The sequence below is a fragment of the Vibrio sp. CJQ_6 genome (assembly GCF_043106745.1).
GTDB classification, from domain to species: Bacteria; Pseudomonadota; Gammaproteobacteria; order Enterobacterales; family Vibrionaceae; genus Vibrio; species Vibrio furnissii.
Genome location: NZ_JBICMV010000021.1, coordinates 647079 through 657998, shown reverse-complemented (window position 1 = coordinate 657998; position 10920 = coordinate 647079). Strand labels below are relative to the sequence as shown.

Genomic DNA, 10920 nt, shown 5'->3' with positions numbered 1-10920 from the left:
CATCGCTAAGTACATTTCCAAGAACATCGACGGCTTTGCCATGGATGATGAGATGTCCGATGAAACAGGCAAACCCGTGAAAGACATGGCAAAGAATGTGAGTGCCTGGAAAAGCCGCTGGGCTATCCGCCAGTTTCAATTTTTCGGTGGTGCTCCGGTAACGACTTATCGCGAGCTGCGCCGTTTTGCTAACAACGACAAAGCCAGCTTTAACCAGTACCTCACTCAACTGAACTATGAAGAGCTGCTGACGATTTACGAAGAGTTGGACATCCGCGAAGGCCGCAAGCTGATCGGCCCGCCTATTCCGGCAGAGCTGATTCGTCGCCATAAGAAGTTCGACAGCAAGTATCTGTTTGTGCTGCTCACGCAGGTTTATCAAGCCGATCTGGAACACGAAAACGGCACCGTCACGGAAGTGATGAAAGCCGCCGACCGTGGCCAGTGGCGCGATTACATCATGGGCCAGGGCGGCCCGTTCGTGAAACGCGCTGACCTGCTGATCACCAACGTTTATGAAGAGCTGCCGTTTGCCTCTCCACACGGCGAAACCGTTCGCAAGTTGGATGGCTTTGACGCATCCGGCGTGTTCATCAAAACACGCCTCAGAGTCTGGACGATTAAACAGAAATCCAAGGTTAACGATGATGTGGAAGCGATCGCCCAAGGGAGCGCAGCGACCGTCATTGGCGGCCCCGCCGCCTCTCGGAGTTCTGTCAATAACTGTACGGAGCCCCGCGAGGATCAGGTCAGCGATCAGCTCACCAGGTTGTTAGCACCAGAGCGAAGAAAGGCGAATGAACCGCCAAATATTGATGAAGCGGCACTGGCCGCACTCAGAAAAGGCAGTTCAATTCGCATCGATGATGAACGAAGTATCCAAATCCGCCCTGCGGAGGTAGACGAGTACGGCGAAAAACGCCCGGCTCAGCTGGTCGAAGTCAGCCGAACGCCTGCCGATGATTTGTCGTGGATGAATTTTGAAGGTTGGGATGAAGTGTTGGCCCAGCCAGAAACCGAAGAGTATCAACAACCGGACCTGTCGTTCTTCCCTGAGTTGGAAGATGACTGGCCGTTAGCGTGAGGAGATCCCATGTTAATCACCTGCCCAATTTGCGGAAGCAAAGCACGTATTGCAACGTCCAAAGCGATGAGTAACGAAACGCGCGAAGCCTATTACCAATGCCTGAACCTAAACTGCGGCCGCGCGTTTACCACGCTGACCACAGTCAACCGCATTATTGAACCAACTGGCGCCAAACCAGACCCAGAACTGCAACCGGAGCTGTGCAAAGGGGATGTGGATCAGATTGAGATGTTTGGGTGCTAAGAAACAATAGAAATCGAATTGGCAACAAACTTCATTTTCTATTAGTTGACTCTGGTCATATAACCATATGAATTTAATATCGATTACTGTTATAAATGATAGTATCTCCAGTGAAAGTATAATTATTATCACCAAAGACAATCAAAGAGGAATCATGAATCGTTTATTAATAATGACAATATTAATTCTCAGTGGATGCCAATCAACGCAGATGATTTCAAATGAAGAGCTAGATGATTTTTTTAGAGATATAGCGACGTATAACGTTGATTTGGGTAGCTCTGGAATTTTGTTGATGTCTGGAGATTACATTGATTCCTTTGAAACACGCGAAGACTCCAATATTTATATAGTTCGTTTAGTCAAAGAAAAAACAGGTTACATAGACAGGGTAATGCAAGAAAGATGCTCTTCTTCAGATGGTGATGTATACATATACGAGGGAATCGACCCTAACCAAAGATTTGCGGCATGCGAATCGAAAGTAGATAGAGACCATCAGATTTTTGGGTACGGCACCCTGTACGAGCCGATCCAAAAAGAGTCGTTCAAAGGATGGGTGCTCAGATACTATGAACTCAAGAACTCATCAACTCTTCCCCAAAATCACTTCCCTAAATTTACGACCAGAGAAGCCAAACTAGCTGAGAAGAAAGAACAACAGCGGAAAGAAAAAGAGTACGAATTGTCAAGACAACAGAAAGAAATCGCAGAGTTAAAACAAAAAAGTTTAGATACCAGATCGCAAGTTTTAACTAAGGGTACGAGAATTTGTAGCGTATCTTTAGACAACAAAATTGTCGCTTACACAGAAGATTCGACTGATAAGAAAATTAAAGTTGTAGTTGGCTCTAACAGTATTTGGGACTGGCCCGACAATTGGTACGCATGCGATAGAGGTTAAACCGTAAAAACAACGTTCCTTAGAAACTGCCTATTTGTCACACTCGATTTTAATTGGTAGAACTACTAAAGGATCCGAAAACGATCAAAAACGCACGTTTGCGATCTCGGCACTTCTCTAAATCCCCAATCTAAAACAGCCCTGAGTTCAGTTCCCATCAGGGCTGTGGTGCAATAACCCTACCTAATTATTTTGCGTCTCTGATTGCGCAAAATTGCAGTGCTGAATTTTGGTGCGGAGGGAGGGGTGAGTCCGAATTAGGCCTGAGCGCCCTTCCCCGCCATCATTTTTCCAGCCTGCTGCCTTCTTTGATTTATTTGAGATGAAGTGAGAGCTTTCATGTGGGAACGACAGTACGAGCGCGGGCGATGGAACGGGCATCAGCTCAACATCCTGGCGACCGCCATTGATGGCGGCCAACGCCTGCACGTCAGTGAAATTCCCTACGCCGAACTGCCCAACATCCGTGTGATGGGCAGTAAATCCCGCACCATCAAACTCGATGTCGTCTTTGTCGGCACCGACTCGCTGGCCGATGCCAACACGTTCATTGCTAACCTTGAATCTTCCCCTGCCGGAGAGCTGGAGCACCCTTGGCTGGGCGAACTGACGCTGATATTCGACACCTTTTCGCAAAGCATCAGCACCAAGCGTGGCGTGGTCACACTCAGCCTGAGCTTTGTCCGTGCCGGCACGCAGCCAACCATCAACACATCAGCGACCGTCCGCGTGAAGCAACAGGCCAACGCAGTGGAAAGTGTCTCAGCGCAGTCGTTCGCCCGTGATGTGAAAAGTCTCAGCGTGGCCGACATCAACCAGACACAGCACGATTTCACTCAGTCACTCAACGTGTTGGTGGACATCACCCACCGCCTGAACCTCGCTGATGACAAGCTGCAAAGCATCAATTCAGCCATCAATGAAGCGTTTGGTGCCATCAGCAGCATCAGCAGTGCGCCGGATAAGTTCGCTACGCTGCTGAGCACCGCCATGAGCAAACAGCCAGCCATCATTCAAAGCGACCTCGCAGCGCTGATTGACGGCATTGATGAACGCGTGCTTGAAACGACAAGCGTGTCAACGGTTGAGAGCCTGGACATCTTCGATGCATTGGTGGCGCTGAAAGGCGGCATTCAGACGCAGCATGACAAAGTCATCAAAGGCACCGCGGCGCACCGTGTGACTGAGCAGCCGCGCAGCAAACCTGCCCTGACCATCGCGCACGACCAGTACACGGCAGAGCCGATCGTTACCGCGATGAATGCGTTGCAGCACCCTCTGTTTCTGCGTGGTGACATTACCGTGAGGAACCCGCAATGAGCCAGCTTACGATGCACATCAATGGCGCGCAGACCGCGTTTTACTCCGCCGAACTCAGCTACTCTCTCGAGCAGCTCGCGCACACCTTCCGCTGCAAAGTACCGGTGATGGCCATTGACCAGCCTCTGCTGGTGAGCTTCTATCTCGGCCGCCAGCTCATCCTGAAAGGACAAATTGATCAGGTTGAATCCGCTACCGATTCAGGCAGCCGCTCAGTCACCATCACTGGCCGCTCCGTCAGCGCCAACATGATTGACTCGCGCATCACCATGGATGCGCTTTACGACCAGCCGATGGACAAATTACTACGCCGTCTGGCCGCGCCGTTTGGCTTGCAGGCAGAGAGTCTGGTCTCCGCGTTGAAAGCCGTACCGGAGTTTCAAATCAACGCAGAGTCGCCGGTGGAAAACATCGCGCAGCTGATTCGAGAGCAAGGCTTGGCGCTGATTGAACGCAATGGCGTGCTGACGATTGAGAACACCGCGCACAGCATCATTCAGGGTATCGGGCTTGAAGTCGGCAACAACATCGAACGCCTTGAGATTGCCCGTCAGTTCCATACCCGCTTTCACCGCACCGAAGTTCAGGGCGCGTGGGACGATGCCAGCGCGGTGGTCACCGCGGCCGACATCGATGCTTCGCGCACGCGGGTGATTATCGGCGATCAGTTACAGTCAGCCGACGCGTGTTTGTCCCGCGCCCGGTATGAGCACAACCTGGCGTTCGCGCAGAGCCTGACCGCCTCAGCAAGCATTGCCGGACTGTTCCCGGCGCTCGCCATCGACGGACTCAACCGGGTCATCCGGGTTATCGACCAGACGCAGCAGTTCAGTGAAATGCTGGTCATCAAAGCCTTGAGCCTGTCCGTCTCGGAAAGTGCACAAACCACCTCGATGACACTGTTCAGGCCGTTCAGGGAGCAAAGCGATGTCTGACACACTGCTGGCCCGTTTGATGAGCCGGATTAAGAATCTGGTTGGCACCGGAACGGTCACGGGAGCGGAGACGCAGTGGCTGCAGATTAAGACCGCCACGGGGCGCACCAACGATCGCATCCGCCGCGTACACAACTACGGCTTTATGAGTCGTCCGTTAGTGGGCGCCAAAACCTACAACCTGTTTATCGGGGGCGTCACCGCGCGCGGTATCACGGTGAATGTGGAAGACGAACGTTACCAGATGGCACTGCAGCCGGGTGAGGTCGCCATGCTCGATGACAAAGGCAATCTGGTTCACTTCACCGCAGACGGTATCAAAGTGAACACCAAGGCAAAACTGGACATCACGGCCGCAGGCGATGTCAGCGTTACAGCGCCCAAAGTAGATGTCACCGCGTCCCAAGTTTCGTTCTCCGGCAATGTGGACATCGGTGGCAACCTCAACGTCGCGGGCAACGTTGGCGGCAGCTCCGGCAAGTTTGCGGGCGTTACGGTGGAAACCCACACTCACGACTACCTGGACGACAACAACCAGCGCACTTCTTACGGGCCAAACAAATCATGAACTATTTCCGTTTAAACGCAGTCACGGCACCGATGCACTCCGAGGAAGGCATGACACACGCCGTCTGGCAGAGCATTTACAACCACAGCGAGTCGACACAGAACGATCGCGCGCGAATGGCCGAAGACGAACGCGGCGGCAACTGGAGCGACGAACTGCTGACCATCGTAGGCTCACGCGACTGGACCCTTCGCCGCGATAAGCTCACCCCGCAGACGCTCGTCATGGCCAAACGCTTTTATGAAGACGCGTTAGCCTGGCTCATCACCGACGGCCACGCCAAAGCCGTGACAGTTTCCGTATGGGAAGCGAAACCCAATCAGATGGGGCGTGATGTGATCATTACCCTCACCGATGACACCACGTTCAAGGTCACACTATGAGTACACAACGCAGCCTGCAGACACTTATTGATCGCGCCAAATCGACACTGATGGCGAAAACCGGGCAGAACACACCGGCGATTGATGCCATCGCGTGCGCGATTGCGGGCGTGAGTTACGGCCAGTACGGCTATCAGGATTTGCTGTTTCGCCAACTTCACCCGGAAACCTGCTCCGAAGCCTGGCTTTATCTGCATGCCAATCGTCATGACACGCCGCGCCTGCTGCCCACGTTTGCATCAGGCACCGTCCGGTTTACTCAACTCGGTGGTGTGGTGGTCATCCCCAAAGCAACCTTGCTGACCGACGCTGCCGGCAATGAATACGAAACCACCAAAGAGCAATACAGTGACGTGCCGGTCAGTGTGATTGCGCGAGTGTCCGGCAGTGCCAGCAATCTGCCAGCCGGAAACATTCTGACCCTGTCCGAAGGCTTAGGCGGTATCGACCCGACTCAGGTTCAGAGCCTTGGCATTGAAGGTGGCGCCGACATTGAGACCCTCGAACACTGGCGCGCCCGGGTGATTGTGGCCTACGAGAAAAACGACCTGATCGGCAAAGCGGAAGATTATGAAGCCTGGGCAACGTCTGCCCATGCCGATGTCGACTTTGCCTGGGCACTGGATAACACCCCGGAGCGCGGCATGGTGGAAGTGTATATCGGCCGCCGCACCGCGGACCCGACACTAAGCAGCGAAGTGATCAGTCTGGTTCAGCAAACCTTCGAAGCGCATCGTTTGGCGGGCTGCCATCCAATCGCCATACTGCCCGAACATGTCCTGCTGAATATCGAGATTCAGGGCATTGAAGATCAGTCTGTCCGTGATGATGTCGTCACTGCGCTGCAGAGCCTGACGCAAAGCAAAATGGGCAAAATCAACACCGCGACGGGAAATCCGGAATCCGTCACACCGACGGAAATTGTGCTGACGGTATCGAATGTCACCACCAACTTCATTGTGAAATCGCCGACCGATGAAGTGACGATTCATAGCCATCAGATTCATGTATTAGGAGACGTGACATGGACACCTCCAGCGTAATCACCGATTACAGCGCCGAAGACTTTGCGCAAGCCATCCGCGCCCTGTTGCCCAAAGGGCAATACTGGCAGGAAGCCGACAACCCGGAGCTGACCAGCCTGATTGAGGCGATGGCCACTGATTTCAAAGCCACGCACGATGACATTGAACTGTCCCTACTGACCGACTTTAAAGAAGCGCTGTTCGGCTGGAAAATCAGCGACTATCAGGCGCTGCTGTACACCCAGGCAGGTGATGACGCCGGAACCGTCTCTGATGACCGGACCACTCCGAATCTGATTTATGTCGCGCTGCAGGAAGACGCCCGAATCTCATGCGCGCAGGCCTGGGCCGCGTTTGAGGAAAAGCGCCTGCCGCATACTGAAATTACCTGGACGTATCAGTCCCGGCTTGATGTCCATCATCAGCTTGCTAACTGCCGGCATATCCGCAATCAACACACTTACGAGGTCACCCAATGAGCTTACTCATCACCCATGCCGGGATTGCCGCCGCGATTCGTGCCGGTGATCTGGGCATTGAATACAAAATCACTCACATCAGCATCGGCTCTGTCGGCTATGTCCCGAATCCGGAGCAGACCACTCTGGCCGCTGAAATCCAGAAAAAAGCCATTACCCGCGGGGCGTTGGTGGCACAAGGCCAACTGCATTTTGAAACGGTCTGGGATGGTGATGAAGAGTTTGAAGGTAAAGAGCTGGGTTACTGGCTGGAAGACGGGACGCTGTTCGCGGTCGACAGCCGCGATGGTGAGGTCATCACCTACAAACGCAAAAACACCGTGGTCACCGAAGCCTGTGAACTGAATCTGGCGACTTCCACGATTGAGAACATAACGGTGGAAATGCTCGGCTCACCTTACGCCACGGAACAAGTGGCGGGTACAGCAAAAATTGCGACTTCTGCTCTTGTGAGCGCGGGAATCGATGACACGACTATCGTTACGCCGAAGAAACTCAACGACAAACTGACGGCTCATCAGGATGAAGAAAACCCACATCCTCAATATCCCTTGGCTACAAAAACGCAGGGACAGGAGTACAACCCAAACCGTACCTACTACAGAGGAGATACGTGTTACACACGGGTCGATGACAGAACATTCGAATGGGAGGCATATCACGAAGAACCGTTCAGTGGTAAAGACCCGCTAGATACAGCAAACCGTCAGGTCGGTTGGACAGATGACACGAGCTCATTTTATTGGACACCAGCGAAGAGAGCCAGACCGGGTACAGCGCTGTGGCCTTGGCTGAGTGAAACCGTACCAGAAGGCACATTAAACGTATTAAGCAACTCCGTTCCTGTCGCGGTGTTCTGGCGATTAGCTGAAGCATTTCCTGAGTTCGTAAACGCAGAGACAGGAATGATTGACTTCCCGGAGACCGGCGGTGAATTCTTCCGTGTGCTCGACCAAGGTCGTGGCGTGGATACTTATCGTGAGTTCGCCAGTGCTCAGTCAGGCCAAATTCAAGCGCACACGCACCAGTTTATTGTGCGCTCAATGAGCGGTTCGCTCTACGGCGGTAGTTCCAACGCGGGTTTCTCATCACCGTCATCAAGTTACACAAATAATACGCAATCAACGGGCGGGAGCGAAACCCGACCTCGCAACTTAGCCTTCCCAATTCTTGTAGAGGTATAACCCATGAAATACTGGACAGTTGATAAAGAGACTCGTGAAGTGGTTGGGTCAGGTGACACTGACAAATGGAACATGCCTCGTAACGTTTTGTTGATTGAACCTCTACCGACAAAAGGAGGTTTTGCAGTAATCGCCAACGCTGATTTAAGTGGCACTGAATACATGGTCGATTTTCGAGGGAAAACCATCTACAACAAATCTGCCTCATTGCAAAGCAAACAAGTCGAACGACTTGGTGAAATTGAAGATAGCTGGACACTCAAAAAGCCCGACACCAGTTTTGACGTTTGGGATGAAGCATCGGACAACTGGCAAACGGATTTGCAAGCACAGCACGAAGCTGAATTGCAGAAGGTCACCAACATCCGTGAAAGCCTCTATACACAGATTGTGGATCGCCTGAACAATGAAGCGAAAATGATTCGCCGTGTGGAAGGTAATGAGGAAAAAGCCGTTGAATATGAAGCGCAGGCGGATGCTGCTTATCTGAAAATTCGAGCCGACAATCCTTGGCCAATTGCACCAATCACCGAATAACCAAACCCGGCCTCAGCGCCGGGTTTTCTACATCCCCCATCTAGAAACCGCTTCAATATCAGTCAGTAATTCCGGGCGATACACTGGCCTTTGTTCATTCAACGAAGGTTAAACCATGAAAGCACTGGCAACCCAACTCATCAAAAAACACGAAGGGCTGCGGCTGAAGCCCTACCACTGCAGCAATCAAAAACTCACCATCGGTTACGGCCGCAACCTGCAGGATAACGGCATCAGCCAACAAGAAGCGGAAACCCTGCTTCAACACGATCTTGATGCTACGGTGAAAGACGCAGAAACGCTGCCCTATTTCGCATCGCTTAACGAAACGCGTCAGGCGGTGATCGTCGACATGATTTTCAATCTTGGCCTGCCCCGCTTTGGCATGTTCAAGAAAATGATCGCCGCCATCGAGCAGCAACTGTGGCATGTGGCCGCCAACGAAATGCTCAACAGCCGCTGGGCACGTCAGGTTGGCAAACGGGCGAAGACACTCAGCGAAATGATGCGCACCGGCGCGCCACTGCAATAAGGAGAACACCATGACTTTTTTAACCAGTATCCTCGGCAAAACACTCTGGGAAGTACTGAAAGGTCTGTTTTTTCAGGTTGCCTAGAAAGTCATTCTGGAACGCTTTGCCAGCCGCCTGGTGATTTGGGGATTGGAGAAAATCAAAACCCTGTCCACCAATGATGTCACGCAGGAAACCGTGAACGACATTATCCTGTCGCTGAAAGGCAAAAAACTCAAAGAGGTCGAGCAATGGGAATGACATTGGACCCAAGCTGGGTAAATGCCGTACTCGCCTTTGGCACGTTCGTGACGCTGATCCTGAGTTTGCTCATTGGCTACCTGTTCCGGTTGTCCAAAGAGCTGGGCGAATACAAAACCCATGTGGCAGAAACCTACGCAACGAAAGACGATGTCAAAGAACTCGGTGATCGGATTGAACGCAGCATGGTGAAGGAATTCGACCGGATTCATTCCCTATTGCAAGGGAGAGAAGTCGCTTAGTCCAGCGGGAGCCACAAGGTTCCCGTACCGCACTATTGAATAGAGAACTTACCCGGTTCACTGTTGAACGTCATATTCGTTTGCTACGTAAATTTATTTCGTCTGATAGAAAGACCTTGAGCCTACCTTTTTAAAACTCACACGATTCTGATCTTGTAGATGTCGAGCTAATGTTGCAAAAAACCAACCTGTACGATTGTCTGTTTTATTCCCCTGAGGATATGCATTTTTTACAAGATCGAGTTGTTTCTTTATGAATACAGCTGGGACCCACTTTTCTGGAAATGCGTCTTCAGACTTGAGAATAAAATCAAATAGCTCATCCGCCATTTGATTAAACAATACATTGATTCTTTCTTTATGACTCATTAAAGCCTCCATTCACATAACGCCTAAAGCAACCGCGCGCGTATTTTGCGCGTCGGATTGCCTTTACTTGTTATGTGCTTTGACATTTACGACTACCCTCAATCCATTTTTTAGGAGGACACGGCGAAGTGTTTATATAAGTAGAAAAATGGCTAAGTAATTCCACTTCACTTCCAAATTTAAGGCCTGCCTTTTGTGATATTTCACAGGCAAGGTTATTTTGATCTGACATCCAATTTATGTAGCCAATATTGTCTTCGCATTTATCCACTAAGTCCTTCGGAAAAGTAGAAAATTGAGAAACATCAATTACAACGACGTTGCCAGAAACTCTGCCACCGAGTTTATGGGCCTTTGTCAGAGCAGTACCCATAACGGGGATCGAAGTCATTAATCCCGTACCCAGTTCTAAAGTATTGTTCTTGGCATTTTTCATTGCATCCGGGTAGCAACCATTAATATCACTCATACACCCAGTAGATATAGCTGCTTTAGTAGCAAACCCTTGAAGCAACATATGCCTTGATAGAGATACGGCAATTGCAATACAACGACTTGGGTCTGGTTCTTCGAAATTGGAAACAAGGATAAAACCATCACCAAACTGGTGTGCAAAAATTCGATCCCAGTAGTTTTTATTTGGATCTCCAGGGTAAACTTTTTGTCCCACCTTTATGACGGCATCCATAAGTTGGTGTAAGCCCCAAATCGCCTTAGTCTGAGTGGCTTCGCTATTCTCGTAAAGATTGGAAAAACCCTCTATATCGATACTTATGCCCCAACGTTTATCCATGTCACCGTTTACCTCTATAGCACATAGCCCACCTAAGGGGCTGACAACACATAACACTATACTCAAACACAACCGTAA

14 protein-coding genes and 2 pseudogenes are annotated in these 10920 nt (G+C 51.1%); 14 read left to right on the top strand and 2 right to left on the bottom strand.

Annotated elements, in window-relative coordinates; all coding sequences use genetic code 11:
• The 14 genes and pseudogenes from ACF8PK_RS13765 to ACF8PK_RS13700 form a co-directional block, all read left to right on the top strand.
• A pseudogene (locus ACF8PK_RS13765) lies at positions 1–1084 on the top strand (replication endonuclease); the annotation flags it as partial.
• A 9-nt stretch (positions 1085–1093) separates the two neighbouring features.
• Positions 1094–1330 (top strand): ogr/Delta-like zinc finger family protein, encoded by a 237-nt coding sequence (locus ACF8PK_RS13760; RefSeq protein WP_392441815.1) that lies wholly within the window; start codon positions 1094–1096, stop codon positions 1328–1330.
• A 154-nt stretch (positions 1331–1484) separates the two neighbouring features.
• Positions 1485–2234 (top strand): hypothetical protein, encoded by a 750-nt coding sequence (locus ACF8PK_RS13755; RefSeq protein WP_392441813.1) that lies wholly within the window; start codon positions 1485–1487, stop codon positions 2232–2234.
• A gap of 339 nt (positions 2235–2573) precedes the next feature.
• Positions 2574–3554 carry a DNA circularization N-terminal domain-containing protein gene (locus tag ACF8PK_RS13750; RefSeq protein WP_392441811.1) on the top strand — a complete coding sequence of 327 codons (981 nt, stop codon included), beginning with the start codon at positions 2574–2576 and terminating at the stop codon, positions 3552–3554.
• Positions 3551–4489 carry a phage tail protein gene (locus tag ACF8PK_RS13745; RefSeq protein WP_392441809.1) on the top strand — a complete coding sequence of 313 codons (939 nt, stop codon included), beginning with the start codon at positions 3551–3553 and terminating at the stop codon, positions 4487–4489. The genes ACF8PK_RS13750 and ACF8PK_RS13745 overlap by 4 nt, the downstream gene beginning before the upstream one ends.
• Positions 4482–5057, top strand: coding sequence for a phage baseplate assembly protein V (locus ACF8PK_RS13740; protein ID WP_158130343.1), 576 nt, complete (start codon positions 4482–4484; stop codon positions 5055–5057). Before ACF8PK_RS13745 ends, ACF8PK_RS13740 begins: the two co-directional genes overlap by 8 nt.
• Positions 5054–5440, top strand: a complete 387-nt coding sequence (locus tag ACF8PK_RS13735) for a phage GP46 family protein (RefSeq protein ID WP_222744883.1) — start codon at positions 5054–5056, stop codon at positions 5438–5440. The genes ACF8PK_RS13740 and ACF8PK_RS13735 overlap by 4 nt, the downstream gene beginning before the upstream one ends.
• Complete coding sequence (locus ACF8PK_RS13730) at positions 5437–6483, top strand: baseplate J/gp47 family protein (RefSeq protein WP_392441807.1); 1047 nt, start codon at positions 5437–5439, stop codon at positions 6481–6483. Before ACF8PK_RS13735 ends, ACF8PK_RS13730 begins: the two co-directional genes overlap by 4 nt.
• On the top strand, positions 6465–6944 hold the full coding sequence (locus tag ACF8PK_RS13725) for a hypothetical protein (RefSeq protein WP_392441805.1): 480 nt from the start codon (positions 6465–6467) through the stop codon (positions 6942–6944). Before ACF8PK_RS13730 ends, ACF8PK_RS13725 begins: the two co-directional genes overlap by 19 nt.
• The gene (locus ACF8PK_RS13720; RefSeq protein WP_392441803.1) at positions 6941–8128 is read left to right on the top strand and encodes a hypothetical protein; all 1188 of its coding nucleotides are present in this window, start codon (positions 6941–6943) and stop codon (positions 8126–8128) included. Before ACF8PK_RS13725 ends, ACF8PK_RS13720 begins: the two co-directional genes overlap by 4 nt.
• Before the next feature lie 3 nt (positions 8129–8131).
• Positions 8132–8665 (top strand): tail fiber assembly protein, encoded by a 534-nt coding sequence (locus ACF8PK_RS13715; RefSeq protein ID WP_392441801.1) that lies wholly within the window; start codon positions 8132–8134, stop codon positions 8663–8665.
• 115 nt (positions 8666–8780) lie between these two features.
• Positions 8781–9197, top strand: a complete 417-nt coding sequence (locus ACF8PK_RS13710) for a glycoside hydrolase family protein (protein ID WP_392441799.1) — start codon at positions 8781–8783, stop codon at positions 9195–9197.
• 10 nt (positions 9198–9207) lie between these two features.
• Positions 9208–9438 (top strand): annotated as a pseudogene (locus ACF8PK_RS13705) (hypothetical protein).
• The gene (locus ACF8PK_RS13700; RefSeq protein WP_004726819.1) at positions 9429–9680 is read left to right on the top strand and encodes a hypothetical protein; all 252 of its coding nucleotides are present in this window, start codon (positions 9429–9431) and stop codon (positions 9678–9680) included. Before ACF8PK_RS13705 ends, ACF8PK_RS13700 begins: the two are co-directional and overlap by 10 nt.
• Before the next feature lie 93 nt (positions 9681–9773).
• Here the strand turns inward: ACF8PK_RS13700 and ACF8PK_RS13695 are convergent, their stop codons facing one another.
• Positions 9774–10049, bottom strand: coding sequence for a hypothetical protein (locus ACF8PK_RS13695; protein WP_158151150.1), 276 nt, complete (start codon positions 10047–10049; stop codon positions 9774–9776).
• 70 nt (positions 10050–10119) lie between these two features.
• On the bottom strand, positions 10120–10842 hold the full coding sequence (locus tag ACF8PK_RS13690; RefSeq protein WP_392441796.1) for a hypothetical protein: 723 nt from the start codon (positions 10840–10842) through the stop codon (positions 10120–10122).
• Positions 10843–10920: the final 78 nt, after the last annotated feature.

What these genes read in the sequence shown, in the direction of transcription:
- ACF8PK_RS13755 (WP_392441813.1), top strand. Translation starts at nt 1,485, where the DNA reads ATGAATCGTTTATTAATAATGACAATATTAATTCTCAGTGGATGCCAA.
- ACF8PK_RS13715 (WP_392441801.1), top strand. Translation starts at nt 8,132, where the DNA reads ATGAAATACTGGACAGTTGATAAAGAGACTCGTGAAGTGGTTGGGTCA.
- ACF8PK_RS13745 (WP_392441809.1), top strand. Translation starts at nt 3,551, where the DNA reads ATGAGCCAGCTTACGATGCACATCAATGGCGCGCAGACCGCGTTTTAC.
- ACF8PK_RS13750 (WP_392441811.1), top strand. Translation starts at nt 2,574, where the DNA reads ATGTGGGAACGACAGTACGAGCGCGGGCGATGGAACGGGCATCAGCTC.
- ACF8PK_RS13725 (WP_392441805.1), top strand. Translation starts at nt 6,465, where the DNA reads ATGGACACCTCCAGCGTAATCACCGATTACAGCGCCGAAGACTTTGCG.
- ACF8PK_RS13700 (WP_004726819.1), top strand. Translation starts at nt 9,429, where the DNA reads ATGGGAATGACATTGGACCCAAGCTGGGTAAATGCCGTACTCGCCTTT.
- ACF8PK_RS13695 (WP_158151150.1), bottom strand. Translation starts at nt 10,049, where the DNA reads ATGAGTCATAAAGAAAGAATCAATGTATTGTTTAATCAAATGGCGGAT.
- ACF8PK_RS13730 (WP_392441807.1), top strand. Translation starts at nt 5,437, where the DNA reads ATGAGTACACAACGCAGCCTGCAGACACTTATTGATCGCGCCAAATCG.
- ACF8PK_RS13690 (WP_392441796.1), bottom strand. Translation starts at nt 10,842, where the DNA reads ATGGATAAACGTTGGGGCATAAGTATCGATATAGAGGGTTTTTCCAAT.
- ACF8PK_RS13720 (WP_392441803.1), top strand. Translation starts at nt 6,941, where the DNA reads ATGAGCTTACTCATCACCCATGCCGGGATTGCCGCCGCGATTCGTGCC.
- ACF8PK_RS13760 (WP_392441815.1), top strand. Translation starts at nt 1,094, where the DNA reads ATGTTAATCACCTGCCCAATTTGCGGAAGCAAAGCACGTATTGCAACG.
- ACF8PK_RS13735 (WP_222744883.1), top strand. Translation starts at nt 5,054, where the DNA reads ATGAACTATTTCCGTTTAAACGCAGTCACGGCACCGATGCACTCCGAG.
- ACF8PK_RS13740 (WP_158130343.1), top strand. Translation starts at nt 4,482, where the DNA reads ATGTCTGACACACTGCTGGCCCGTTTGATGAGCCGGATTAAGAATCTG.
- ACF8PK_RS13710 (WP_392441799.1), top strand. Translation starts at nt 8,781, where the DNA reads ATGAAAGCACTGGCAACCCAACTCATCAAAAAACACGAAGGGCTGCGG.